Annotated in this window: 16 protein-coding genes and 1 pseudogene; 3 read left to right on the forward strand and 14 right to left on the reverse strand. The window is 69.8% G+C overall.

Annotated elements, in window-relative coordinates:
* Positions 1 to 156: 156 nt before the first annotated feature.
* Positions 157 to 1,092, reverse strand: a pseudogene (locus M1D55_RS04425) (MFS transporter); the annotation flags it as partial.
* 223 nt (positions 1,093 to 1,315) lie between these two features.
* Between M1D55_RS04425 and M1D55_RS04430 the strand changes: the two are divergent.
* Positions 1,316 to 1,711, forward strand: a complete 396-nt coding sequence (locus M1D55_RS04430) for a lysozyme inhibitor LprI family protein (RefSeq protein WP_456281239.1) — start codon at positions 1,316 to 1,318, stop codon at positions 1,709 to 1,711.
* 15 nt (positions 1,712 to 1,726) lie between these two features.
* Here M1D55_RS04430 and M1D55_RS04435 read toward each other — a convergent pair whose 3' ends face one another.
* The 12 genes from M1D55_RS04435 to M1D55_RS04490 form a co-directional block, all read right to left on the reverse strand.
* Positions 1,727 to 4,138, reverse strand: a complete 2,412-nt coding sequence (locus M1D55_RS04435; RefSeq protein WP_456281240.1) for a S8 family serine peptidase — start codon at positions 4,136 to 4,138, stop codon at positions 1,727 to 1,729.
* The gene (locus M1D55_RS04440; protein WP_456281241.1) at positions 4,131 to 5,693 is read right to left on the reverse strand and encodes a hypothetical protein; all 1,563 of its coding nucleotides are present in this window, start codon (positions 5,691 to 5,693) and stop codon (positions 4,131 to 4,133) included. Before M1D55_RS04440 ends, M1D55_RS04435 begins: the two co-directional genes overlap by 8 nt.
* Positions 5,694 to 5,747: 54 nt before the next feature.
* Complete coding sequence (locus M1D55_RS04445) at positions 5,748 to 9,578, reverse strand: hypothetical protein (RefSeq protein ID WP_456281242.1); 3,831 nt, start codon at positions 9,576 to 9,578, stop codon at positions 5,748 to 5,750.
* On the reverse strand, positions 9,575 to 12,121 hold the full coding sequence (locus tag M1D55_RS04450) for a hypothetical protein (RefSeq protein ID WP_456281243.1): 2,547 nt from the start codon (positions 12,119 to 12,121) through the stop codon (positions 9,575 to 9,577). The genes M1D55_RS04445 and M1D55_RS04450 overlap by 4 nt, the downstream gene beginning before the upstream one ends.
* Before the next feature lie 2 nt (positions 12,122 to 12,123).
* Complete coding sequence (locus M1D55_RS04455; RefSeq protein WP_456281244.1) at positions 12,124 to 14,385, reverse strand: DUF6603 domain-containing protein; 2,262 nt, start codon at positions 14,383 to 14,385, stop codon at positions 12,124 to 12,126.
* A 278-nt stretch (positions 14,386 to 14,663) separates the two neighbouring features.
* Positions 14,664 to 14,951 carry a DUF3325 family protein gene (locus M1D55_RS04460; RefSeq protein WP_456281245.1) on the reverse strand — a complete coding sequence of 96 codons (288 nt, stop codon included), beginning with the start codon at positions 14,949 to 14,951 and terminating at the stop codon, positions 14,664 to 14,666.
* The gene (locus M1D55_RS04465) at positions 14,948 to 16,597 is read right to left on the reverse strand and encodes a PepSY-associated TM helix domain-containing protein (protein WP_456281246.1); all 1,650 of its coding nucleotides are present in this window, start codon (positions 16,595 to 16,597) and stop codon (positions 14,948 to 14,950) included. The genes M1D55_RS04460 and M1D55_RS04465 overlap by 4 nt, the downstream gene beginning before the upstream one ends.
* Entirely contained in the window at positions 16,594 to 16,893 is a 300-nt protein-coding gene (locus M1D55_RS04470) for a DUF3649 domain-containing protein (RefSeq protein ID WP_456281247.1), read from the reverse strand. The genes M1D55_RS04465 and M1D55_RS04470 overlap by 4 nt, the downstream gene beginning before the upstream one ends.
* Positions 16,894 to 17,628 (reverse strand): DUF4198 domain-containing protein, encoded by a 735-nt coding sequence (locus tag M1D55_RS04475; protein ID WP_006578878.1) that lies wholly within the window; start codon positions 17,626 to 17,628, stop codon positions 16,894 to 16,896.
* A 32-nt stretch (positions 17,629 to 17,660) separates the two neighbouring features.
* A complete protein-coding gene (locus M1D55_RS04480; protein WP_456281248.1) occupies positions 17,661 to 20,120 on the reverse strand; it encodes a TonB-dependent siderophore receptor in 2,460 nt (819 codons plus the stop codon).
* Between the two features lie 232 nt (positions 20,121 to 20,352).
* Positions 20,353 to 21,387, reverse strand: a complete 1,035-nt coding sequence (locus M1D55_RS04485; protein ID WP_456281249.1) for a FecR domain-containing protein — start codon at positions 21,385 to 21,387, stop codon at positions 20,353 to 20,355.
* Between the two features lie 28 nt (positions 21,388 to 21,415).
* Positions 21,416 to 21,937, reverse strand: a complete 522-nt coding sequence (locus M1D55_RS04490; RefSeq protein WP_064575343.1) for a sigma-70 family RNA polymerase sigma factor — start codon at positions 21,935 to 21,937, stop codon at positions 21,416 to 21,418.
* A 284-nt stretch (positions 21,938 to 22,221) separates the two neighbouring features.
* On the opposite strand from M1D55_RS04490, the gene M1D55_RS04495 reads away from it, so the two are divergent.
* Both M1D55_RS04495 and M1D55_RS04500 read left to right on the forward strand, forming a co-directional pair.
* Positions 22,222 to 24,285: a bifunctional 2',3'-cyclic-nucleotide 2'-phosphodiesterase/3'-nucleotidase gene (locus M1D55_RS04495; protein WP_456281250.1), complete on the forward strand. Its 2,064-nt coding sequence runs from the start codon at positions 22,222 to 22,224 to the stop codon at positions 24,283 to 24,285.
* On the forward strand, positions 24,263 to 25,111 hold the full coding sequence (locus tag M1D55_RS04500) for a tetratricopeptide repeat protein (protein WP_456281251.1): 849 nt from the start codon (positions 24,263 to 24,265) through the stop codon (positions 25,109 to 25,111). The genes M1D55_RS04495 and M1D55_RS04500 overlap by 23 nt, the downstream gene beginning before the upstream one ends.
* 58 nt (positions 25,112 to 25,169) lie before the next feature.
* On the opposite strand, the gene M1D55_RS04505 is transcribed toward M1D55_RS04500, so the two are convergent.
* Positions 25,170 to 26,057 (reverse strand): LysR substrate-binding domain-containing protein, encoded by an 888-nt coding sequence (locus M1D55_RS04505; protein WP_456281252.1) that lies wholly within the window; start codon positions 26,055 to 26,057, stop codon positions 25,170 to 25,172.
* Between the last annotated feature and the right edge of the window lie 8 nt (positions 26,058 to 26,065).

The raw sequence follows: 26,065 nt of genomic DNA on the forward strand, positions 1-26,065 counted from the left end.
TTCGCCCCGGTCGACGATGACGCCGCCTGCCGCGGCGCCCACGGCCACGCCGGCATGCATTGCCGCGACATTGATACCGACGCGGATATCGGCGTTGCCGGGGGCCGTCTGCACCAGGAAATTCTGCACGATGGGCGAGATCGACCAGCTGATCGCGCCCCACACGACTATCGCCGGCAGCAGCAGCCAGGGCGAAGCCGCGGCGGGCGGCAGCGCCGCCATGGCGATGCTGAACGCGGCGGGGCATGCGATCAACGCGCGCGTACTGCCGAGCCGGTCCGAACACCAACCCCCGAGCCAGGCACCGACGACGCCGGCCACGCCGAACAGCAGGTAGGCGGCCGTCAGTACCGAGGGGTCGCGGCTCAGGTTTGCCTGCAGGTAGGGCGTCAGATAGGCGAACAGCGTGAAATGCCCGCCGATCATCGCCACCGATACCAGCTGGGCGCTCAGTGCCTGCCGATCGGCGAGCTCGCGCCAATAGGCGCGCAGCGATGTGCTCCGCTCCATCGGCGATGGCGGCATGGCCATCCACAGCAGCGCGCCGGGCAGCAGCGACAGCGCCGCCAGCGTGGCGAACACCGCGCGCCAGCCTGCCCACTGATCGAGCAGCATGCCCGCCGGTACGCCGAGGACCAGCGATCCGCTGATGCCGACGAACACCATACCGATGGCACGGCCTTGCCGATGAGGACCGGCGAGCGAGGTGGCGAGCATGACCGCCAACTGGATCACCAGCGCGCAGCTGCCGGCCATCAGCATGCGCGCGCCGAACAAGGCAGGGTAGTTGGGGCTCGCCGCGGCGATCGCATTGCTCGTTGCGAACACGGCCAGCGCGATCAACAGCAGCGTCCTGCGATCGCCGCGCCCGAGCAGCGCCGACGAGAGGAAGGCCACGGTCGCAAAGACGGCCGAGAAGATGGTGGTCAGTTGTCCCGCGGATGCCACCGAAACGCCAAGATCGCCGGCGATGGAAGGCAGGATGCCGATGCAGATGTTTTCGGCGATGCCCGCAGGAATACCGTTGCCGTCAGCAGATAGACGCGCCTGTCCAAGATCGCCTCCCGTCGTACGTGGGGCCACGGCTTGCATGCCGGGCCGGGTTCGGCGGGTTTCGAGGCGGTGCTTCGGTTATCCCTGAAGGCGCAACCATACGTCAGCCGCAGCGGCGGCGCAAGCGCACCGTCCCTTCGTCTGCGGCAATAATGTCGGCGAAGTGGCGACCGATGGCGACCGTAAATGGCGACCGTAAATCGCGACCGTATGCGGCAGCCACCCCACACACCATCCCGCACCCACTCGGAGGTCAATCGAGATGATCGTCAAACATGCGGCCGCACTCGCGGTTCTAGCCGGCGCATGCCAGTTCGCCAATGCCGCGGACTGCATGGAGCAGGCTGTCACCACCGTGCAGATGCAGAGCTGCGCCCAGGAAACCTTCGATGCGGCCAACGCCGAATATGCACGGGAGTACCGCAAGCTGACGAAGGTGCTGAACGCCAGGGAGCGGCAGCAGTTGAACGCATCGCAGAAGAGTTTTCTCGAATACCAGCGCCGCGCCTGCGAGCTGGAAACGGGGCGAACGGCCGGTGGCTCGATTGGCGGCGTTGCCGTGCAGCTATGCCAGGCGCGCTTGACGCAGTGGCGCACCGGCGAGCTGAAGCGCCTGACGGATTGTCAGGAGGGCGACGTCAGCTGCCGCCGGCCCTGATGCGGTCGCAGTCGATCATCCCGCCATGATCGGCGACCAGCCGCTCTCGGGCGTGTAGTCGCTGCGGCAGACGCGGCCGTCGGGCAGCACGGCGAACACCATCACGGTGCCGCCCTGCGTGATGACGGTGGCCCCGCCGGCGGGGCTGACCGCGGTGTAAGGATCGATCGCCAGCCATGGCGTCCATTCGCCGCCCGGTACCAGCGGTCGGAAGGCGGCATGCAGCAGCCCGTCGGCGCTGACGGCAACCACCACCAGCGTATCGTCGTGCAGCAGCGCGAGGCCCAGATGGCCTTCCGCGGCGAAGGCCGGCGCCGGGCCGATCGGCACCAGCGTCTCGAACAGCAGCGGCTGCAGACCGAAGCCGCAGCAGTAGAGCAACCCGTCGCTGCCGACGGCCACTACGGCGACGCCATCGAGCGTGCCGACGATGCCGGGTTTGACACCCGGTTCCATCGGCACATCGCACTGCGCGGCCACCGATTCACGCCAGAACGTCGTGGTGCCGCCATCGGGAACGATGCCGGAAATCCAGCGCAGCGCGCCGCCGTCGTCGATGGCGACGACATCGACGGTGCGCGGCTTGCGCGACAGCATCACGGGACCGGGGGTACGGCGGTAGGTGCTGAACGAATCGAGTTGCACCGCGTCGGAGAAGTCGTGATTGCCCATGACGGTCGCGTCGTACTCCACCGCCACCAACTGGCCGCTCATCTGGATCGCCGCCACCGTCGTCAGCTCGTACAACGGATGGCAAGCCGCCACGTCGTAGCCGGGGGCGAGGCTGCCGAGTTCTGTCCGCTCCCTGGCGATATCGCCGGTATTGCCAAGCGTGTCCCAGTAGTAGTACCGCAAGGACCCGTCGACGCCGGTGATCAGGACCTCGAACACCGTACGCAGCAGCGGCGCGGTCTCGAGCGAGACCAACAGAGCAGGCTGACAATCGGACAGGGCGAACGGCTTGCTGTCCGGCTGGGGCAGTTCGGGCCCTGGGCCGAACAAGCGCGACCAGATCCGCAGGCTGAGGCGGTCGTCGGCGCCAAGCCCCACCAGCAGCGCGCTGTCGCCGGCGATGGCCGCGGCGGCCGGCGCGGGCAGAATGCGCGGCCAGCCCATATGCACGGCAATCTTGCGCAGGTCCGGCATGCCGCCGATATTGCCAGGCGGGTCGGACGCGGCCGGCGTGCAAAGGGAAGGGTTGCGAAGCAGATCGCGAATGGAAGTAGGGGAGAGGCACTGCCCATCCCTGGCGGCCTGCATGCCTTGAATCGCGCAAACCACGCCGGCGATCACCGCGGAGGCTGCGGACGTGCCGCCGAATTCGCGATAGGGATAGGGGGCATGATCGTACGGGGCGCGCACGCCCGCGAACGCAGCGAAGCAGTCCACGCGCGAGCCGAACGTCGAACCGCGTTGCCATGGCTGATGCACCCCCGCGACGGGTGGATCCTGTGTGGCACCGCCGACCATGATCGCGAGCGAATCGCGGAAACCGGGATGGGCGGGATGGAAGTGGTTGCATTCGTGATGAATGTCCAGGTTTTCTCCGGTGTTTCCCGCGGGCTCGATCACCGTGATGCCAAAGAATCCCAGCAGCTGCAGTGTGGTCTGGACTTTCCTCGACAGCTCGACGGGCAGCCCGGGTTCGTTATCGCCGGCCCAGGGCCGCGCGCTGCCCAGTTCGATCAGCACGACGCCGCCGGGCCGCACTGCATCGCCGGCGACCGCAAGGGCGGCATCCAGCCGATGTTGTCCGTCCTGCCGCATCGATGTCACGACATGCGCATGCGCCTGCGGGGCGATACCGACGATGCCGCCGCCGTTGTCGCCTGCGACCACGATGCCGAGGGCAGACGTGCCATGGTCGATGTCTTGCTGGTTAGGGGCACCAAACATCGAGAACGGCGTGATCGGTACGCTGGCCAGATCGATATGCTGCAGATTCCAGCCATGCTCGACATCGGCGAGCGGGATGCCGCCTCCCGCGCCACCGGGCACGCGCCATGCAAAGCATGCGTCGATGCCGACCGGTGCCGCGCGCAGCTGCTTCGAAGCCAGCGCATCCTCGTTGGTCCCGTAAGCGACGCGTGCGGCGGGATAGTTCTGTATCCGCGGCTCGGCCCATTCCACGAAGGGCAGGGCATACAGCAAACCCACCAGCGCCTCCAGCTGCGCCGCCTCGCATGGCACCTCGAACCAGGCGAACGGATCGGGCGGCTCGCCGCCCAGCATCCGCCCGGCATCGACCATATGGGCCAGCAAGCCAATCTGCTCGACGGGAAAGCCCGGATCGAGCCGCAGCCCGGGATAACTCGCGGCAAGCTCGTCCCACCACGGCTTGAGCTCGCCCAGATACTGCTCGGCGCCGCTCTCGTACGGCAGTACGAAGCCGTCGAACAGCTTCACGTCGACATAGGCCTCAGCCATCGCCGTCTCCCGGGGGCACCTCATCCTCCGCCATCACGTCGAAGCGCAGATGCGAGACCGGCGGTCCGGCCAGCGGCGTGCGGCTGCGCTCGACCCACAGCACCGGGCGGCCCTCGGTATCGCGCGCCAGGCGGGCACGGCGGCGCAGCGATGCGCCGCTGCTGGCAATCGCCTCGGCAGCGATCTCGTGGCCGCGCCCGAAGCCGGGCCCCGACGGTCCGCCGATCAGCCGCGATGCCGGACCCGCCCGCACGCGCGGCAGCACGCCGCCGAGATCGGCCACCAGTCCCTGTTGCCAGTCGCCATGGATGCCGTCGGGGCCGGTACGCCGATACGGATGCCAGTGCGCGGGCAGGGTCGTCATCGGCAGATAGCGGAACTGCCGCGTACCGGTGCGCGTGGTCTCGCGCGCGGCGGCCTCGCTGGTATCGTCGGCCAGCAGCACGCGGCCATCGGCGCGCAGTTCCACCGCCCATGCCACGTTCGCGTCCTCGTCGATGCCGAGCGACACGTCGTCCAGCCACGGGCCCGCATGCGGCGCGACCGCAACTGGCCAGATCAGCAACGCGCCGGCTTCCATGCCGGTGGTGCGAAACAGCGACCAAGCGTATTGCCCGTCCACCGGCGGCGGCGCCAGCGTCCAGATATCGCCAAAGCTGTCGTGCACCACGGTCTCGCGCAGCGTCACCAGCATGCCGGACGAAGGCGGTCGTTTCCCGTTCGTCGCCGGCGGTGGCTCGGGCACCGGGAACCAGAACCAGTCGTCGGCATGGGCCAGGGCCACATCGAGCAGCAGCGCGGTGCCCAGATGCGCGCGGTCCGGCGAGAAGGCGCCCAGATCCACGGCCTGGTCTTCGATCTGCCACCAGCGCGGATGCGGCGCGCCCGGGTAGGACAGCCGGCTGACCAGCAGTTGCCGCGATAAAGGCCGCGGGGCAGCCGCGCCGGCGTCCGCGCGCAGCACCGTTCCGCCCGCGTCGGCGGAGTACCAGTCCACGTCGCCGCCATCGTGGTCGCGAATCTCCAGCGCGCGCGTCCCCGCGCTGAAGCGCGCATCGTGCGTCAGCCGCCGCGACGACCAGTTGTCCGCCGGTGGCGATGGCACCTCGTTCCACAGGGCATGGCCGGCGAGCAGTCCCGCGGTGAAGATCGCGCGCCCGTCCAGTTCGTCCGACAGCGCTTCGTAGGGCGCGGGCAGCGGACCGAGGCGCAAGGTCTGCAGGCGCTGCGGCGGCAGCGCAGGCAACAGCGGCGCGGCGGCACGCCCCAGGCGGATGCGCCGGCCGATGGTCCACCAGTCTCCGGGCTCGGCCTCGACCAGCGCTTCGGCCGGTATGCGCGCCGGATCGAGATCGGGGCGGCGCGGCGCATAGCGCAACGGCTCATGCGTGACGCTGACCGCCACCGAGACCGGGCTCGACACGTCTTCGCCCTGCAGTTCGCCGAGCTGCCATTGCCGCGTCAGGAACCAGACGGGATCGGCGACGCGCGCTCGCAGGCCGCGATGGAAGTCGGTCGGCGGGCTCAGCGGTTCGAGGCGGAAATGCAGGGACATGGCGGTCTCGATCGGTGGGAGCCATCGGCGGGCGTCGCGGGCCGGTGGGCGGCCTCAGGTCCAATGGCTCCAGAACATATCCGGCAAGGAGGACAGCGCCGCCGGTGTCGCGATCCGGCTGCCCGGCCGCGGACGGCAGGCGCGGGCGCGCGCCAGCTGCCGCGTCTCCAGCACCAGCGCCACCAGTTCCGCGTCGTTCAGCCGTTGGCTGGGGTCCGGCGGCACCGCCAGCAGCACCGCCTGCGGCGCGCGCGACTTCGGGCCGTTGAAGCCAAAGGCCGCGCTGGTCGTGTGCCGGGCCGAAGGGATCGCGTCCTGCCAGGCGTCCAGCCCGGCGATCGCGACCCGGGCCAGGCTGCCGGCCAGCGCGGCCGGGTCGGGTCCATACGCGACCACCACCGGTCCCGCCGGGCTCCACGGATTGCCCGAGCCATCGCCAGTCCGTACGGCGGCGCCCCAGGGCTGCGTCGCGGGATCGAGCTGCCAGGCTTCGAGGCTCGCCAGACGCGGGCGCACGGCGGCGACGATCTCGAGCCAATCCCGGTCGGTGCGCGGGCGTCCTTCGTCGTCGCGCATTGCCGCGCGCAACGGGCCCACGGCCAGCGACGGCACCAGCGGCAGCACCGGCAGGCGAGGATGGCCAACCAGGGCACGGATCGATTGCCGCAGCCCGCGCAGGCCGCCCGCACCATCGGCGCCGCTTTCCGGCATAGCCGTCAGCCGTGCCTGCAGGCGGGCGAGCGCCTGGGCCAGCGGCTCGGCGTCGTCGGCCTGCACGGCGCCCCAGGCGCGGCATTGCTGCAGCGACCATGTCACCGCGGCGGGGTCGTTCAGATCCAGCGCGGCGAGCGAAACCAGCAGCGAGGTCAGCCGGTTTCGCAGCACGCCGAGCCGGCCCGCCAGGTCGGCCATCATCGCGTCGCGCAGCGGCGAGCCGGGCGCAGCATCGTCGTCGCGGCCATCGATCGCACCGGGAATCGGTGGATCGCTGTCGCCGCCACCAAGCAGCTCAGCCAGCCGCGTGGCGCGGGCCAGCATGCCGGCGCCGGTGCCGGAGGCGAGGGGCAGCGACGCGTCGCGCTGGCCGCGCAGGCGCTGCGCCAGTTCCGCCGGCGACAGTGCGAGCGCCTCGATCGCATGCAGCCCGAGGTCGGCCAGAGTTACCGCATCGGCTCCGACGGTCCAGGTCCAGCCGCTTGCCGGGCCCAACTCCCGGTCGAACAGGCTCGCCAACGCGGGATCGGCGAGCACGGCCGGCGGCGCGCCTGTCTGGCCGCCTGCTTGCGCCGCATCGCCGGGCGGCAGCACCGCCCACGCCGATACGCGCACGCTGGTGGCCTGCCGCGGCGTGCGTATCGCGCGCAGTTCGGGCGGCGGCCCGAGGCCCGCCGCGGCCTCCATCGCCGCGTTGCCCAGGCCGCCATGGCCGCTGACCAGCGCATGGACGCCGTCGGCCACCAGCAGATCGGCATAGGTGTCGAGCGCCGCATCGCAGGTGGCCAGGGCTTCCCGCACGCCGGCCGGCAGCGCCGGTGGCGGCGGATCGCCCGCCTGATGCCGGAACAGCAGCCGCAGCACGCGCGCCCCGTCGCAGCATCGCGTGCCCGCATGCGTGTCGCGCATCGGGTAGTCCTCGCGCAGCTTGCGCACGGTGTCCCAGTCGCCGACGATGCGCTCGACCTCGAGGCCCAGCGCCTCGTAGGGATGCACGCCGAGCCGAACCCGCTCGGCAAGCCGCATGGCGGCGCGCACCTTGGCCGAATCGATGGCGATCCGCCAGCGCGCATCGCCGGGATGGCGGACCGCCGCATCGCGCAGCAGCGCGGCCGTCATCGCCTGCGTGTGCGACGGCGCGTGCAGCAGGCCGGCGGCGGTGGGACCGGGCGGCAGGCCATGGCCGGGAGTGGCGGCATCGTAGGGCGCCGGCGCATCGACCCAGCCGTACACGCCGAGCCGCCACGGTGCCCGTGCGTTCTGCAGCTCGCGCAGGCGCGAACTGGCAAGGCCCGTGACCCACGGGTCGACGCGATGGCTGGCCGTGTCCAGCGCGGCCAGCACGCACCCGAAGACGCCGTCTGGGTCATCGGCATAGGCCTGCACCAGCGCCACCAACGCCTCGATGCCGCGCAGGCAACGCTTGGCGACGCGCTGCGCGCCGGCGTCCGGAGAGGCGAACAGATCGTCCAGTTGCGGCTGCGACGGCGTGCCCGGATAACCGCGCCGCACCAGCCTGACCAGCGCATCGGTGCCCGCCTGCATCGGCAAGGGCGCGTGCGGGTCGACGGGCTGGCCAGTTTCGATCGACTCACGCGCCTGGCCGACGCTCGCGCGCAGCAGGCACAGCGCTTCGAAGATCAGATGTCCCAGCAGGCCCAGCTTGTGGTCCCAGCGCTGCGGGAAGATCTCGCTGTCGTCCTCCAGCAGCAGGCGCAGCGTTTCCGGGTCGTCGCTGTCGGCTTCGGGCGTGCTGGCGGGCACAGGGGCCTGCTCCGAGAAGGCGCCCAGCGGCGATAGCGGCGTCTTGCGGCCGGCCAGGATCGAGGCCGTGTCGTCTTCCCACGCGCTCGGCTGGAGCGGCGGCATTCCGCGCATCGCACGGATCGCGTTGACCACGGGCAAGGGCGAAACCAGCCGCACGGCCCAGCGGCGCGTGGGCGTATCCTCGCCCAGCAGTTCCGCCGCCCGCTGCGCGGAGGCGCCCACCACGGTGCCGGGGTAGACCGCGGCATCGGCGGCGGCCGCATCGCGCCACGGGCCGGCCCAAGCGCGGATCTGTCCCGCCGTGATGTGTTGGCCGGTCCAGCCGGCGAGTACGGTGGCCGGCAACAGGCCGTAGGGCTGTGAGCCGACGCGGATCGCCGGGTAGGGGCCCTGCGTCGCCAGCCAGGCCTCGGCCCATTCCGCAAGGCGCGCCTCCTGTTCGCCCGCGCCGACGACATCGCGCAGCGCATGACCCCACAGCACCGGCCATAACGCATGCACGACCAACGGGTCGTATCCGCTTGCGGCAACGTCGCCCCCTTGCAGCTTGATCGGTACCGCATCCGGCCCGGCAAGCGCCTGCATCACGGCGGCCGAGGCGCTGTCCGCGGCTGGCGGCGCATCGTCGATGCCTTCCCATGCGGCCGGATCGGCGCCGGCATTGGATGCGACCTCGGCGGTGGCCTCGCCGTCCACCGTATTGGTCGGCGTGCCGGGCCGCAGCACCGACAGCCGCCCGCTGGCGGCGTGCATCGCGATCAGCGGTTCCGGCGAGACGTCGCCGATGCCAGCGACCACGATGGCGTCGAGCGCGGGCGGCTGCGCGCCGGCGGGAAAGGCGATTTCGATCGCCAGTTCGACGTCCATGGCGACCTCGAACGAGGTCCACCACGTTTGCGGCAGCTCGCCGGTGGCGGCAGGATTTTCGAAGGCGGCCAAGCCCAGTTGTTCGGCGATCCGTTCGCGCTTGGGACGCATCGTACCGGCCAGCGTGGGCGTTGCTGCCTGGCCGGCTTGAACGAACCAGACGTGGATCGCGGGCGGCAGACCGAAGGGCTGGTGCGTGTCGGGCCAGGCCAACGGATCGCGCGGCTGCGCCATGCCGCGATCGGTGCTCGGGCTCGGATCGGCCACGATGGCAACAGTCCGTCGCAGCCATAGCGCCCGTTCGACGCCCAGCCGCGCGGCCAGCATGCGCCATTGCATGCCGGCATCGGCGGGGAACTGGCGCAGCACGTCGTCGTAGAGATCGAGCTCGGCCGGCGACGGGGCGATGGGCCGGCGCGCCATCGAGAATTCGTCGGGCCAGACGCGCAGCCGCAGCAGCCAGCCGGGCCGCGCACCGTCCGGCGCGTAGAAGCGCGTCTCGATCCGCAGCGGGGCCAGCACCTCGACGGCGCTCATGCCAGCTCCAGCTTGCCGATCATCACGCGAACCGGCCGGGCGAAGGTTTCGAGGGCGTAGGCGGCGCCATCGGCGACGCTGCCAATGGGCCGGTCCTGATCGTCGTGCCGGCTGTAGAAGCGGTAGCCGGCCGGCGGCTCTTCCAGTACGACCCAATAGTTGGCCAGATCCGCGGGCGCCACGTTGAACGCGAAGAACGCGACGTCGCGGCCGATCCTGCCGGGGAACGTCGGATACTGCTTGAGCGACTCGTCCAGTGGTTCGTCCGGGTCCGGCACGGACCAATCCGCCTCGGCCTTGTACAGATAGACCACCGTGTCGGGATAGCGGCGGAACAGCGGAGTCTTGAACAGCACGACCGCCTCGCTGGCGAGCGGCGTCGGCGTCAGCGCGGCGGCGCCCAGGGCCGCATCGGCGGGCCACTGGCGGATCGGATGGATATCGAACTGGCCGCCGGTGCGCTGCCAGAACTTGCGCAGCGGCGACCAGCGCGGGGCGATCGGGACATTGCGCCAGCGCAGCTCGCCCAGCGCCTGATGATTGGCGCCGGCCAGCACGCCCTCGACGAAGGCGGCGTGCGTGGCCAGCCCGACCACGCGGTCCTGTTGCAGGTCGCCGATGCCCGGCAGCATCCAGTCGGGCGCGGCCTCGTTGAGGAACTGCCACAGCGGCAGGTCCAGCTCGGGCTCGATTTCGACGGGGCCGATGTCGTCGATGCCGACAAGGGTGGCCAGTACGCGATCGGCCGCCGGCGGACGCGCGGCGAACGGATTGACGGCGTCCGCAACGCGTTGGCCCAGCGTGTCCAGGTCCACCGGCCGGCAACGCGGGCGGCTCCCCGCGAGCGTGTCGACCCATTGGGCGGCGGCCGGCTCGTCGATCCGCTGTCCGGGTTCCCGCACGGCCCGAATGACCTTATCCGGGTCGACGCGGCCATCGGCATCGGGCGTCAGCGCATCGAGCGCGGCGGCCAGGCGGTTCAGGTCCGTCGTGGTTTCGCTGTCCATCAGCATCCGGAATAGGTCATCGGCCTGGCGCTCGTCGTCGAACGCGCGCCGCACCGCGTCCTTCAGCCAGGGGGCGGCGTCACCGCGCGGCCGGTGCCAGATCGCATCGGGATCGTCGGGCGGCGCCGGGCAGGCGGCGGCCGCCTCGAGCAGCACGCGATGGGCAATCACGCCATCGCGCGTCAGCACCGAGCGCGCGGGGCCCGGACGCAGCGCGCGCCGCGCGGCCGACGACCAGATCGCCGGCACCATGCCGGGCGTGCGTCCGGTCAACGCCGACGACACTGTCTGCTCGGCGTTGACTGGCATCCGGCCGAGCATGGCGCCGAGCACCGCGAGCTTGTCGACGGGGTCGGGCGGCATATGGCGGAACCACAGCGAACGCGACACCTCGACGCCGAGCGCGACGTTGCCGATGCGCTCGCGTGCAATCGCCAGATCGCCCGCACGCGTGGCGGCGGCCTTGGCGATGCGGTCCTGCCACGCAATGGCGGCCCATGCGCCGAGACCGGCCGCGCCGCGATGGCGCGGATCGGTATGGAGCTGCTCGCTCCATCCGGCCGCGGGGCTGGTGCCCGGCATCGTGAACGGCGCGTGGTAGCGCGGCGCGGTCAGCAGCCAGCGGCCCGGCGGCATCGGCGGCATCGCCGTCAGCGCGGCGGTTTCCGCGGCGAGCCAGGGCGCGAGGGGATCGCCTGGTGCGCCGACCATGCTGACCCGTTGCAGCGCGCCGCCCATCGGCAGCGCGACCGTCGTGGGCTCGCCGGCGGCGGCGGGGCCTCGCCGCTGGTATCGCAGCTTCGCGCGGCCGAAGTCTTCCTTGAGCTCGCCGTCGACCGGCGTGCGCAGCCGCTTGGCGATGTCCCGGAAATCGCCGCCTTCGCCGGTACGGAAGCCCCAGCTGTCGTAGCAGGTCACGCGCACCGGCTGCCCGGCGGCGACGGGCCACGCATCGCGCAGCGTGCCGTCGGGCTCGACCACATACGCGGGTACCAGGCAGGCGACGTAGGCGGTTTGCGGTTCGAGCTTCAGCGGACTGAGGATACGGCTGTACCAGTCGCCGTCGACTTCATGCACATGAGCCCACTGGTGGGAGTCGCCGAGCGGATGGCCGGCTTGTGCCTGCGCGGACAGCGTAACGCGGCCATCGCCGCCGGGCACGACGTCGGTGGGCAGCCCCACCACCAGTACCAGCCATGGCCGGATCGCGGCGGGCAGCCGCGGATCGGGCGAATACCGCCACGGCAGGTCCAGCGTATCCGGGTGACTGAACTCGACCAGCGTGCGCTTGGTGTTCTCCGCATCGGACGCGCCCGGCGGCGGATAGCGCCGGGTGATCGTCCCGGGCGCCAGCCGTTGCACGTCGCCGGGGCCGAACAGCTCGTAGGGGGCGGGCGCCGTGATCGAGCGCGGCGTTCCGCCGGTGACGATCTCTTCGAGCGTCAGCGTGGCGCCGGCCTGCAGGCGTCCGGCTATCACATTGCCGTTGGCGCCGTGGCGCAGCGCGGTGACCCGCCAGGAAAGGAACTTCGCCATGCTCAGACTCCGGACAGGTCGACCGGCGACAGCAGGTCGGCCATCGGCACCGCGCCCCCGGTACTGTTGTGGCGGGCAAAGGCATGCGCGGCAGTGGCGCTGGTGTAGCTCGCGAATTCCGTCGGCGGCACCGTGGTCCACACTTCGCGGGCCGCGTGGATCAGCTGCGCCGTGTTGCCGAGCGCGGGGGGACGATGGCTGGCCGCGACCAGATGCGCGATCGCCCTGAGGTCGGTGCGCTGGGCGATCCATTCGTCCTCGAGCCCGGGCAGGATCACGACCAGGTCGACTTTCCGGTCGTCATTCTGCGCCGCGCTGTCGTGGGGCGGGCCGCCGCTCACCACCACGCCGGCATCGAGCACGTCGAACGGCGGACGGTTCAGCTGCTCGGCCTCGTTCAGGTTGCAGTAGTGGCCCGGCGCGAAGCGTTCGAGGACCGGCTCGCCAGGCGTCAACACACGCGCGCCCCCGCGTGCGGGCAGCGGCAGGCCGTCCACGCGGTCGATCGGCAGGCCCAGCGGCGCGCGCCGTTGCGACCATTGCAGCGCGCCGGTCGGCGGCACCGCGGCGATGCCCGGGCGCGTGGGGCGCGGGGCCAGCACCACCGCGGGATCGTCGATCGACGCGGCCCGCACATTGCCGGCACGGACGATCTCCTGCTGCAGGATCGTCAGCAGCTCGCCTGGGCTCGCGGCCATGTCGGCCGGGCCGCTGCCCAGCGAGAAGGTCTCGTCCCAGGAGACGTCGAACAGGAAGGTCTCGATGGTCAGCCGGCCGCGGATCACCAGCGGGCCGGGACCGGACACGGTGCCGTCGAGCCGCACGCCGCCGAAGCTGAAGCCGCCGGCGCGCACGTCGAATCCCGCGGACGCATTGGCGACGAAGGCGAACGGGCGGAACTGCACCAGCGCGTCGATCTGCAGGAAGCCATGCGCGGTCAGCCCCATCGAGAACGTGATATCGAACCGCCCGCCCAGCTGGATCGTGTTGGTCGTGAACGCCAGATAGCCTTCGGCGCGGATGGACAGCGGCCCGCCCAGCGTTTGCATCGACAGCCCGACGCGGCGCAAGGCCGGCAACTGCGCCGGCTCGGGGTTGAAGCCCGGATAGAAGCCACCGATCGACACCACCGCATACGCCTGGCTGCCCCAGTGCAGCCGCAGCGCGGCATCGCCGTACACCGAAAAGACGCCGAGCACGTGGCTGTCGACCAGGCTGGCGTCGAGCGATATCAGCGCCTGCGCCGGATCGACGATGCCCAGCAGGTCCAGCCTCAACTGCACCAACCCTGGCACGCCGGGGATGCCGGCACGCGCGACGCCGAGCAGCACGACCTTGCCGCTCGGGACCTCGGCCACCAGGCCGAGATCGAGCGACAGGAAGCTGCCCGCGCCGGCCGATAGCCACGCGAGCCGCAAGGTCGGCGCGACCAGATGGCTGCCGCGGAACGCGGGAAAGAAGCGTTGCAGCGCCTCGATCGCAAGGCTGGGGTTCGCCGGCGGGCGCGTGGCCAGCAGCGTGTCGGCCGCCGCGCCGGACCGCACGGCCAGCGCCAGCGCATCGGTATCGGCGCGACGGTGCACGCCGACCAGGCCGCCGACGCGGTCCAGCGAGAAGCCGAACGACAGCTGGATCGGCGGGACGAACGACACGCCCATCAGCGCCAGAAACGATGGCACGCCGTCGGGCATGCGCTCTAGCACGGCCGACGCGCTGACCGACACGGGTCCGAGCGGAACGTTCAGCGCGCCGCCGAACCCGGTCGCCGAAGGCAGCCGCACGATCGCGCCGCCGCCGGGCAGGCCGCCGCCGAACGGCGAGGGCAGCGAGACCGCAATGCCGGACGGTTGCCGGGGTCCGGCGGCGAACGGCGGCAACGTGGAGTTGTCCGGCAGCCTGGGCTGCAGTACCAGCGCGGACGAGGACAGCGCCAGCTTCAGCGGGCCGAGCGGCAGTTCGCCATTGAGGCCGTGGGGGCTGTCCCAGTTCAGCGCGCGCACTAGGTCCTGCAGGCCCGGGATATCGGGCAAGCCTTCGAGCAGATACCGGTTCAGATGGGCCGCGAGCCTGTTGCGCGCGGCGGTCCATGCATCGACCGCCGCGGTCCAGGCGGCCGCCGACGGCGCCTGCTGCGCGAACTGGTCCAGCTGCTGTGCGGCGGCCTGCAGCGCATCCAGATTCGCGGAGGGAGCCGCCGGGCCGAGCGTGCGCCGCAGGCTGTGCCCCAATTCCACCGCGTACCGGATGACTTCGCTGCTGGCCATGCGTCGTGCCCTGGCGGACTGCGTCGATCGAGGACCGCCCGATCAGGCCGGGCGAGCAGGCGGTCCGTGCGATCCGGGTGGGGCAGTGCCGCGTGTTGCCGCGCGGCACCCCCGATGCCTCACACGATGGAAGGACAGGGACGTCTTATCTGAGGCGACAGCAACGGGGGACGCAAATGAATTCTGTGCAGGTCTGATACTCGCGCGGTTTTATTCGTATCAGCGCTGAAACAGTGCGAGGGCGCGGGGGTTTTTACGCCGCAGCGATCGAGACCGCGTTACCGGCGAGCCGCGTGCCGCCGCTCACGCCAGATCAACGCGCCATAGACGAGTCCCGCGGCAACGCTGGTCTGCCCGCTGTAATGGACCAGACCGAGCGCCCAGCCGCGGTGCGCGACCAGCATCCACAACGCGAGCAGCAGTCCCAGCCAGCCGGCCGCGCGCAGCAGCCGCGTGCGCGACCGTGGCAACGAAGCGGCAAAGATCGCTTGCTGATGGCGCTCCATCGCGAGCGCCAGCGCGCCGAAGGCGGCCAGGCACAACAGGAAGGCGAGCAGGTCCATCATGCGCCGTCCTCCGACAGCGTGGCGGTGGCCGTGGCGGTGACGGACCCCGCGCGCGTCCTTGGGGCGGGCCTGGCCTGCGGCCGATGGCGCGCGGTGCGCACCGCCAGCATCGCGTGCAGGGCGGCGAAGGCCCAGATCATCAGATCGAAGCCGGCAAACACCCAGTCGCCGTCGGCCAGGCTGCGCCACAGCCCCCGGTCGGTCGTCAGCGCGTTGAGCACGGGCAGCAGCGCGAGCAGCAGGGCGCCCAGCCACAGCAGTTCGATCCAGGCCTTCCTTGCCGGACGCAGCAGCGCGTACAGCAGCGTCGCCGCCCACGCGATGAAGAACAGATGGATCTCCGATGCGGCTCGGGCTGCGAGCTCGGCCGGCAGCAGGCGATTGCCCCACAGCATCGCCGTCATCGCGATCGACAGGCCGGCGATCGCCGCGATATTGAGCCGCTCGACCAGCCAGAAGCCGAAATACGGCCGCTCCGGATTCGGCAGCTTCTGGCGACGCTTGACGGTCCACATCACCAGACCGGTGCCGATCATCGCCGTGCCGGCCAGGCTGACGATGAAGTAGAGCCAGCGCAGTTGAAGATCGCTGAATCGCCCCAGGTGCAGCGCATACATGACGCCGCGCACCTCGGCCGCCGGGCCGACGCTGTCGCGCGCCTCGAGCAGCTTGCCGGTGGTCCCGTTGAACACCAGGTACTGCGGGCTCATCGACACGCGCGCGGCCTCGCCGCGCAACACGGTGACGCGGGCCGAGGCATCGCCGGCATGGGCGATCGTTACGCGGCTGATGTTGTGCTGGCCCCAGCGTGCCTGTGCCTGGCGCACCATGTCGTCGATCGGGGCGAGCTGGGCCGGCACGCCGCTGGGCTTGACGGGCGGCGGGGACGCATTCAATTGCGCGGTCAGCTGCTGCCGCTCGGCCGGCGTCTTGAATGCCGCCTGCTGGCCCCACGGCATATACATCGCCATCAGCGTCACCAGGCCGGTATAGGTGATCATCAGGTGGAAGGGCAGGCCGAACACCGACAGCGCGTTATGCGCATCGAGCCAGGAGCGCTGGCCCTTGCCCCAGCGGAAGGTAAAGAAGTCGACGAAGATCTTCTTGTGGGTGATTACGCCGCTGACGATCGCCACCAGCATGAACATCGCGCAGAAGCCCGCGAGCCAGCGCCCCCACAGCACCGGCATGTAGTGGAACTGGAAGTGGAAGCGATAGAAGAACTCGCCGCCGTTGGTATCGCGCGCCGCGACCTTCTGGCCGGTGGCCGGATCGAAGGTGCCGCTGTCGAAGGCGCGCTTGCCGCCCGGTGCACCCTGGGTGCGCCAGAACGCGCTGACGACGTTGTGCCGGTCCGTGGGCATCTCCATGCCCCACAGCGGGCTGCCGGCGGCCACGGTCCCCAGCGTGTTGGCAACGCGCTGGGCCACCACCGCGGGATCGGGCACCTCGAGCTGATGGGCCAGTTCCGGCCGCATCCACTGCGAGATCTCGTCCTTGAAATAGCTGACCGTCCCGGTCAGGAACATCGCGTACAGAATCCAACCGACCAGCAGTCCGGCCCAGGTATGCAGGTCGGACATGGTCTGGCGGATACCGCGGCCCTGGGCGGCTTTGTTGTTGGGGGCCTTCGCGGTAGACGTCACGATGCACTCCCTACGGCGCCGGCATACCAGGCGGCCAGCAGCAACGGGGCGGCCGCCACCAGCAGGCCGGCCCACGCGCGCCCCGCGCTGCGTACCGCGAACACCCAGATCACGGCGCCCGCGTAGATGGCGAAACTGGCCAGCATGCCGGTCAGCACGGCCTGCGGCTTGCTGATCGGCAGCGCCAGCGGGGCGACGCTGGCCAGCGCCGCCAGCGCATAGCCGCCCAGCACCGCGGCGACGATGCGCGAAACGAGCGAGCCGATCTTCAGGGCTCGGGGCACGGCGGCTTGCATTTAGTGGTTGGCCTTCTTGGTCGGTGCGGGAATGGCGGGCACGGCGGGCAGGCCGTCGGGTTTGACGTAGGTCAGCGTGCTGACATAGTCGACGCGATGGTATCGCTCGGGCCCGCCCTGGCCCTGGCGCTCGCCCGGGGTTTCGTCCTGGTGGCTGACCTCGGCGACATAGACCCCTTGCCACGGCATGTCGAAGGCGACCTTGCCCTGCTCGTCGGTCTGCTTTTCCTTGGCCCATCCCGACTGCGTGACCAGCGCGACCTTGGCCTTGGGCAGCGGCTTGCCGCGGAAAAAGACCTGCAGCTCGCCGGCCTTGCCCGCCGGCACCACGTCCAGCACCAGCTTCGGCGCCTGTGGCGCCAGCTCGGTCACCAGCCGCGCGGCGGGGAAATACCAGCCGGTCAGTTGCTGGTCGCCGCGCTTGAACGGATACAGCGGGTAGTGGGGCGCCTGGGCGACGATCGCGTCGCCGGCCTTGGCCCGGAAGGGCAGGGCATAGCCGTCGCCGGTCTTGACGCCATCGGCGGCCCGCTCTTCCTTGGACGACAGCAGCGCGGCGCTCGGCACACCGAGCTTGTCCAGCGTGCCTGGCGAGACCTCGCGCAGGTTTTCGGCAAATTCGCCGAAGCGGACGCTGGCGTTCTGGCCCGGCGCCTGTTCGATCCAGATCTGGTGCGACTGCGCCGCGGTGGCGAAGGCCATCAGCGCGAAGGCAAGCGATGCGGTAGGTTTCATGGAATCGTCCTTGGATAGTCCTTGGATAGCCGTTAGAAGTCGAATTGCGCCGATAGCATCAGCGTGCGAGGGGCGGCCACGGTGACATAGGTCCCGCTGGCCAGCCAGTAGTTGTCGTTGAACAGGTTCAGCACATTGGCGCGCAGCACCACCGGCGTGCTGCCGATGCGGGTCCGGTAGCGGGCGCCGATATCGTAGCGGGTATAGCTGGGCAGGCTCAGCGTATTGGCCGCGTTGAAGTACATCGACGAGGTATGCAGCACGCGGCCGGACAGGCTCAGGCCCTGCACCCACGGCGTATCCCAGTCGACGCCCAGGTTGAAGGTGCGCTTGGGCACGTTGTTGGCGTCCTTGCCGTCGTTGACGCCGCCCGCGGTACGGGTCAGCTTGGCGTCGAAGAAGGTCGCGCTGGCCATCAGCCGCAGGCCGCGCATCACTTCGCCGTAGGCCGACAGTTCCAGGCCGCGGTTGCGCTGTTCGCCGTCGAAGCTGTAGATGTTGGTGGCGGGATCGGTGACGGCGCTCGGGCGTTCGATCTGGAACACCGAGAAGGTGGTGGTGACGCGGCGGCTCCAGTCGACCTTGACGCCGGCCTCGTACTGCCGGGACTTGTACGGCGCGAAGACCTCGCCCGCGTTCTCGGTGCCGGCCGGCGCGACGCCGCCGCGCGTCAGGCCCGCGGTGTAGTTGCCGTAGACCGACACGTTGGACAGCGGCTTGATCACGATGCCGGCGAGCGGCGAGACCGCGCTGTCGTCGTACTTGCCAGACTGAACGCCAGCCGTGAAATTTTCCAGCGCCACGCGCTGGTGGCGCAGGCCGCCGGTGATCAGCACGCGATCGTCGGCGAAGGACAGCGTATCGGTCAGCGAGAAGCTGGTCAGTTCGGTTTCGGAGGCGCGCTGCGGTTCGTCACGGGTGCCGCGCACCGGCGGAATCGGCACGGGGTTGTAGATGCTGGACGGCACGCCGTCGCTGAGCGGATTCGCCCGATAGAAGTTGCCGGCCTCCTGATCGAGCCGCGTCGCGCTGAACGTAACGGTATGGCCGACGTTCCAGGTTGCAAAGCTTGCGCGCGCGCCGACCTCGGCCGTGCGTGTCTTGCTGTACGCGTCGTACCAGGCGTTGTTGACGGTGAAATTGCCCAGGGCATCGACTCGTCCCGACGGGAAGTCCTGATACGTCGATCCCTCGTGATAGCCCGCCGCGCCCCATACCATCAGGTTAGGCGCGAGGTCGTACTCGACCCGGCTCATCACGGCCGTGTCGTGCAGGTTCAGCCTGGTGCCGGGGTAGAAATTGCGATGGCCTGAGGGCGCGTCCGGAATGGACGTCACCCCGGCCAGGAAACCGATCTGCGGCCGGAAATTGTCGATGCCCTCGTGCTGGCTGTAGGCGTCCAGCGACCAGCGCAGCTTGCGGCCGCGATAGTCCAGCCCGATCGCGCCGACCGTCTGTTCGGCGCGGCCATCGTCGAGCGTTGTCTTGCCGTTCTGGTAGGCGCCGTTGAAGCGCACGCCCCATTCCTTGTTGTCGCCGAAGCGGCGGCCGATGTCCGCCTGCACGCCGAGCTGCGACTTGCTCTGGAAGGTGCCGGTCAGGCGGGTCAGCGGCTCGTCGCCGGCACGCTTGGTGACCACGTTGATCGCGCCGCCGATGCTGCCGTTCGGGCCGATGCCGTACATCAGCGTGCCCGGGCCCTTGAGCACCTCGACGCGCTCCATCATCAGCGCCGGCATCCGGCTCGCGGAGGCCATGCCATAGAGGCCATTCAAGCCAACGTCGCCGCTTGACACGGTGTAGCCGCGGATCTGGAAGTCCTCGCCGAAGCCGCCGCTCGAGGTCAGCGTGCGCACCGAGGCCTCGCCGACGACCACGTCGGCCAGCGTGCGGGCTTGCGTGTCCTGCAGCATCTCGGCCGTGTAGTTGGTGGTGCTGAACGGCACGTCCATCACGTCGGCCGTGCCCAATACGCCGAGGCCGCCCCCGCGCGCGACCTGGCCGCCCGCATAGGGCGCGGGCAGCCCGCCGTCGTTGGCGGAGGCGACCACGGTGGCCGTCGGCAGCATCGCGACGCCGTCGCCGGCCTGCGCAGACCGCGGCGCGCCAGTGACGACGTAGGTGCCGTTTGCCTGCTCGACCGCCACCAGATCCGAACTGGCCAGCAGCGTGTCCAGCCCGCGGCGGACCGTGTAGTCGCCCTTCAGGCCGCCGCTGCTGCGGCCGGCGGTCAGTTCCGGCTTGAACGACAGCATGATGCCGGCCTCGCGGCCGAAGCGGCTGAGCGCGTATTCGAGCGTGCCGGCCGGGATGTCATAGCTGCGGCTGGCCGCGGCCGGCTGTGCATGGGCGATGGCCGGGAGGGACAGCGCCGGCGCGGCAACGGCGGCGCCGAAGGCGATCTGCCGCGCCGCGCGGGCCAGCAGCTTGCGCCGGAATCGGTGAGTGGGCTGGCGCGTCGGCGCCGTGACGTGGACCCGGAGGGAAGCCATGATCTGACCTTTCTAAAGGAGGAGAAGTTGGAGTGCTCACCTCCATGACCCGCGAAAAACCAAAACGGATCAGCTCGCGGCAAATTTTTTTTTCAGATCTCCGGTAATGGGTTGGCCGGCAATCCTGCGTCGTCCCCGCGAAGGCGGGGACCCAGTGGCTTGCCAGGACGCTGGATTCCCGCTTTCGCGGGAATGACGTGGTGGGTTTTCGGGCATCGTCGGCATCGGGTCGCTATGCGGCAGGCTTGGGGGTCAGCCGGATCTCGCGTCTTCCCCACAGCCGTGTCACCACTTCGGTGCGCACATCCAGCGTCGTGCCCAACGCGCTCAACACCTTGCCGATGTCGTCGACCGGGAACGAGCCGGACACGCGCAGGCCCGCCAGCGCCGGGTCGCACGACAATGCGTCGTTGCTGTAGCGGCCCAGTTCCACCAGGAAATCGTCCAGCCGCATGCTGCGGGCGACGATGAACCCTTCGGCCCACGACGCGCCGGCGGTCTCGGCCGGGGCAGGGGACGTGATGCCGCCCGCGGTGTAGCTGGCGCGATAGCCGGCCGGCAGCACGATCGAGCGGCCATCATTGCCTCTGCCATTGGGGCGGATTTCGACCTTGCCCTCGAAGACGCTGACGTCGGTATCGTCGCCGCGCTGGCGCACGACATAGCGCGTGCCGAGCGCCCGCGCCGTGCCCTGCGCGGTTTCGACGAGGAAGGGCCGGGATGGCGATGCATCGTCCTTCGCCGTGGCGACCAGGATTTCACCGGCCAGCAGCCTGACGCGCCGTTGGACCGCATCGAATTCGATATCGACCGCGCTGGCGGTGTTCAACCACAGCTGCGTGCCGTCCGGCAGCACCACCAGGCGCCGTTCCCCGACCGCGGTGCGATGGTCCGCGGCCCATTGGCGCCACGGTGTTTGGTCACGCGCGCTCCAGGCCAGTCCACCGGCGAACAGCGACAGCGCCAGCACCTTGATCGCGCGCCGGCGCCTGGTCGATCCCGGGGATCCCGGCGGGGCGAGCGCGGCCCGCGCGAGTTCGGCGGTCACCGGCGAGGACAGCGGCCGCAGCCGGTCCTTGACCGATTCGATCCGCTGCCAGGCCCGCTCGTGATCGGGATGCGCGGCGCGCCAGCGCTGCCAGGCCTCCACGACCTCGGGCGCCACGTCGTCGCGCTGCAGTTCGAGCAGCCATTCCAGCGCGCGCTCGGCCACGTCGGCCGGGATATTGGCCGCGTCGGCGGTGGTCTGGTACCAGGTGGAGGCCAAGGCGGCGATATCCGGGTTGATGCGGTCGTTATCCGACGAACGACAGGTCGGCGAAGAAGCATCGCTGCAGCGCCTTGACGACATAGCGCTTGACCGTCGGGATGGAGATGCCCAGCGCCTGCGCGACCTGGCCGTGTGTCTGCCCGTCGAGCTGGGACAGCAGGAAGGCCTCCTTGACGATCCGCGGCAGGCCGTCGAGCAGGCAATCGAGCTCGAACAGGGTCTCGAGCAGGATCGCCCGTTCCTCCGGCGACAGTTCGGCGCGGCTTGGCGCCTGCGCCAGGGCTTCCAGATAGGCGCGTTCGAGCTTCTCGCGCCGCCAGTGGTTGGACACCAGGCGCTGCGCGACGGTGGTCAGGTAGGCGCGGGGCTCGTCCAGCCGGCTCGGTACGCGGTCGCTGTTCAGCAGCCGCACGAAGGTGTCGTGCGCCAGGTCGCCGGCCTGCTCGGCACTGCCCAGGCGCCGGTGCAGCCAGCCCTTGAGCCATAGATGGTGGTCGCAATACAGCGACTCGATGCTCGTGGGTGTCAGGCAGACCGGCGTAGACATGTTCCAGCAGGGGGTTCCGCTCGACTGCCGCTCCGGCGGGTCGGAAGTGGGCAAGGCGCAACGGAGGGCGGAATGAAAAAGGGAGGTGATGAAAACAGGATGATGCAAATAGTAATCATTATTAATAACAGAGTTAAACGAAATCTGTCAAGGCAGCATCGGGGCCAGCCGCAAGGAGGGCGTGCGCATCGTCCGCCGTCCGCCCGTTGCCACATTTCTGCCATGCCGCCGCCATAGTCCGCCGCGACAATCTTCGGCTTCTCCCCCAGCAAAGGAGCAGACCCGTGTCCTCACTCCAATCCAGGTTGACCAGGCTGGCGGCCCTGGCGACGGTTGCCGTGCTGGCTGCCTGCGGTTCCGATGACGACGGCGCGGGCAATCCCGGTCCGGGCACGCCGCCGCCGGCCGCGGTCGCGCCGGGCACCCGGGCCACGCTGGCCTTGCTGGAGACCGCCGATCTGCACAGCAACGTGCGCAGCTACGACTATTTCAAGCTGGCCGAAGACCAGACCATGGGCTTCGAGCGCGTCTCGACGCTGATCAAGCAGGCGCGCGCCGAATTCCCCAACACGATGCTGCTGGACAACGGCGACACGATCCAGGGCACCGCACTGGCCGATTACCAGGCGCAGGTCAGCCCGCTGTCGTGCGGCGATACGCTGGCGATGTACAAGGTGATGAACGCAGCCAGGTTCGATGGCGGCGGCATCGGCAATCACGAGTTCAACTACGGCTTGCCGTTCCTGAACCAGGTCACCGGCAACCGCTTCAACGTCGACGGGCTGCCCGAGCCGGCGGCGCAGACCGCTTGCGCCGGCCCGACGTTTCCGCAGGTGCTGGCCAACGTCTACAGCGTCAAGTCGAAGGCGCCGCTGTTCCAGCCCTACACGATCATCACGCGGCAGTTGAGCGCCACCGCGCCCGACGGCAAGGCCGTGACGGTGCCCGTCAAGGTCGGCATCATCGGCTTCGCGCCGCCGGCGATCATGACCTGGGACAAGCGCTGGCTCGACGGCAAGGTCTACACGGTCGGCGCCAGGGAAGCCGCCGAGCAATACATCCCGGAAATGCGCGCCAAGGGCGCCGACCTGGTGGTGGTGATCTCGCATGGCGGCCTCGATGCGTCGACGTATTCGCCCAACATGGAGAACGCGAGCTGGCATCTGTCCAAGGTGCCCGGCGTCGATGCGATGCTGATCGGGCATTCGCACCAGATCTTCCCCGACGCCAACAGCACCGTGGCGCAATTCAACCTGCCGGGCGTCGACAAGGCCAAGGGGCTGGTCAACGGCGTGCCGACGGTAATGGCGAACTACTGGGGCAAGCACCTGGGCGTGATCAAGCTCGAACTGGCCCATGACGGCACGCGCTGGACGGTCGACAAGAACGCGACCACGGTGCAGGCGCGCTCGATCCAGAAGGCCGACAAGAGCTATGTCGAGGCCGACCCCGAGGTCGCCGCCGCGATCGAGGCCGAGCACCAGGCCACCATCGCCTACGTGAAGACGCCGATCGGCACCACCGACTACCGGATGAACAGCTACTTTGCTGACGTTGGGGATCCGGGCGCGATCCAGATCGTCAATCAGGCCCAGGCGGCCTACGTCAAGGACTACATCGCCGCCAACCTGCCGGAGCTGGCATCGCTGCCGGTGCTGTCGGTGTCGGCGCCGTTCAAGAGCGGTTTCGGCGGGGGCAGCGACTACACCGACGTGCAGGCCGGCAACCTGGCCATCAACAACGCCGCCGATCTCTACCTGTATCCGAACACGGTCTACGCGGTGAAGGTCAACGGCGACGAGTTGAAGGCCTGGCTCGAGACCGCGGCGCGCCGCTTCAACCAGATCAGCACCACGGCCACCACCGAGCAGAAGCTGATCAGCAGCTTTCCGGGCTACAACTTCGATATGTTCACCAGCGCGGACCTGAGCTACGAGATCGACGTAACGCAGCCGGTCGGCAGCCGCATCCGCAATCTCAGCTACCTCGGGGCGCCGGTGACCGCCAGCCAGCAGTTCATCGTCGCCACCAACAACTACCGCGCCAGCGGCGGCGGCAACTTCCCGGGGCTGGACGGCAGCAAGACCGTCTACGCCTCGCCCGATGCGAACCGCGACGTGCTGATTGCCTACATCAAGAAGATCGGCACCATCACCCGTGCCGCCAACGGCTCGGCACGCAGCTGGCGTTTCACCAAGGTCGCGACCGCGGGCAAGGTGGTGTTCAGTTCCGCGCCGGGGCAGCTGCCGCAGGCGCAGGCCGCCGGTCTCACCAACATCACGCTGGAGAGCGCCGACGACGGCTCCGGCAAGAACCTGGCGAAATATGCGATCGATCTCGACAGCTGAGTGGCGGGGCGGCGGCAAGCGCTTCGCGTGGCGCCGGCTGCGTCCGTTGCCGGTCATCGGCACGATGGCGGTATTGCTGGCCGCTGCATGCGTCGCCGGTGCGGCGCTTTGGCGCCACCATGCCGCGCACCACGACGACGCGCGCCGGATGCAGCTGGCGCAATGGCAGACCTTGGCCACGGCGGCCGGCGACGTTGACGCGCTGGCCGCGCTGCGTGCCGCGGCCGAGCGCGGCGAGACCGCCGCGCAGACCGCGCTGGGCGAAGCGCTGGGGTCGCGGCCCGATGCCGCCGAGCAAGAGCAGGCACGCCAGTGGCTGCAGCGCGCGGCGGCGACGGGCGACGCGCGTGCCAATTTCGTGCTCGGCAAGGCCGCGTTCCTTGGCGGTGCTGGCCGCGACGGCGGCGCGGCGATAAACGGCAAGCCCGACCATCCGGCGGCCTGGCGGCATCTGCGCGCCGCGGCAGAGGCGGGCCATGTCGGCGCGGCCTACTACCTCGGCCTGCTCCATCGCGGCGGTTACGGCGCCGAGCCGAACCCCGGGGAAGCGGCGCGCTGGTTCACGGTGGCGGCCGAGGGCGGAGTGGCGCAGGCGATGTTCATGCTGGCAAACGCCTATCGCGAGGGCAGCGGGGTAGCGCGCGACGACGCCAAGGCCGTGGCCTGGTACGAAGCTGCCGCGGAGCGCGATCATCCGGAATCGATCCAGGCACTGGCCATCGCCTACCGCCATGGCGAGCTGGGCCTCGATCCCGACGAGCGCAACTTCCGCTTCCACCTGGTCGAGACGGCGCACGCGCTCAAGCATCCGGCCCTCGAGCCCTGAAATCGCCCCGGATTGAACACCTGCTCAGTCGATCGGGTTCGCCGCTCCCGCCGCGCGACTAGGCTGGGCTGGCCGGCGGCTTGCTCCTGCCCTTGAGCAGTGTCCGGGAGAGCGCCAGGATATTGGCCTCGGCCGCATCCTTGCGCCAGATCAGCCGGGTCACCATGCGGCCTGATTTGGCGGGCAGCGGATGCAGGCTCAGCCGGGCTCGCTCGCTGTAGATGCCGACGATGCTGCGCGGTACCAGCGCAACGCCCATGCCGACCGCCACGCAGCCCAGGATCAGGTGATAGGAGCCGACTTCGACGACGCGCCGCGGCCGCGTCCGCGAGCGGGCGAACCAGTCCTCGAGGCAGCGGCGATGCGGACAGCCCCGCGGAAAGGCCAGGATCGTCTTCGAGGGGATGTCCTTGGGCGAGGCGATCGGCGGATGGCCGGCGCCGGCCACGATGACCAGTTCTTCCTCGTAGATCGGCATCGCGTTCAAGCGCTTGTCGGAGACCGGGTCGGTGGTCAGCGCCGCATCGAGCCGGTCATCGATGACCAGTTGCGCCAGCTCGGCCGGATCGCCCGACGACAGTTCCAGCGCGACGTCCGGATACATCTCGTGGAACAGGCCCAGCGGCGCAGGCAGGCGAACCGCCGCCGTGCTCTCCATCGCGCCGAGCCGCAGCGTGCCGCTGGGCCTGTCGTTGCGGGTGGCCTCGGCCGCTTCGTCGGCCAGATCGAGCAGCCGTTCCGCATAGTCCATCAGCACCTTGCCCGCCGGCGACAGCGCCAGCTTGCGTCCGTCGCGATGGAACAGCGTCACGCCGAGCTTGTCTTCCAGCTGCTGGATGCGGACGGTGATGCTCGATTGCGCACGATGCAGGGATTCCGCGGCCTTGTTGATACCGCCGGCCTGCACGACGGCGGCGAAGGTCTTCAGGTCCGACAACTCCAGCATATCGATTT

It is taken from the genome of Cupriavidus sp. JZ107, assembly GCF_053903255.1.

Coding starts and splice junctions, on each gene's coding strand:
- M1D55_RS04430 (WP_456281239.1), top strand. CDS start 1,316: ATGATCGTCAAACATGCGGCCGCACTCGCGGTTCTAGCCGGCGCATGC.
- M1D55_RS04435 (WP_456281240.1), bottom strand. CDS start 4,138: ATGGCTGAGGCCTATGTCGACGTGAAGCTGTTCGACGGCTTCGTACTG.
- M1D55_RS04440 (WP_456281241.1), bottom strand. CDS start 5,693: ATGTCCCTGCATTTCCGCCTCGAACCGCTGAGCCCGCCGACCGACTTC.
- M1D55_RS04445 (WP_456281242.1), bottom strand. CDS start 9,578: ATGAGCGCCGTCGAGGTGCTGGCCCCGCTGCGGATCGAGACGCGCTTC.
- M1D55_RS04450 (WP_456281243.1), bottom strand. CDS start 12,121: ATGGCGAAGTTCCTTTCCTGGCGGGTCACCGCGCTGCGCCACGGCGCC.
- M1D55_RS04455 (WP_456281244.1), bottom strand. CDS start 14,385: ATGGCCAGCAGCGAAGTCATCCGGTACGCGGTGGAATTGGGGCACAGC.
- M1D55_RS04460 (WP_456281245.1), bottom strand. CDS start 14,951: ATGATGGACCTGCTCGCCTTCCTGTTGTGCCTGGCCGCCTTCGGCGCG.
- M1D55_RS04470 (WP_456281247.1), bottom strand. CDS start 16,893: ATGCAAGCCGCCGTGCCCCGAGCCCTGAAGATCGGCTCGCTCGTTTCG.
- M1D55_RS04475 (WP_006578878.1), bottom strand. CDS start 17,628: ATGAAACCTACCGCATCGCTTGCCTTCGCGCTGATGGCCTTCGCCACC.
- M1D55_RS04480 (WP_456281248.1), bottom strand. CDS start 20,120: ATGGCTTCCCTCCGGGTCCACGTCACGGCGCCGACGCGCCAGCCCACT.
- M1D55_RS04490 (WP_064575343.1), bottom strand. CDS start 21,937: ATGTCTACGCCGGTCTGCCTGACACCCACGAGCATCGAGTCGCTGTAT.
- M1D55_RS04500 (WP_456281251.1), top strand. CDS start 24,263: ATGCGATCGATCTCGACAGCTGAGTGGCGGGGCGGCGGCAAGCGCTTC.
- M1D55_RS04505 (WP_456281252.1), bottom strand. CDS start 26,057: ATGCTGGAGTTGTCGGACCTGAAGACCTTCGCCGCCGTCGTGCAGGCC.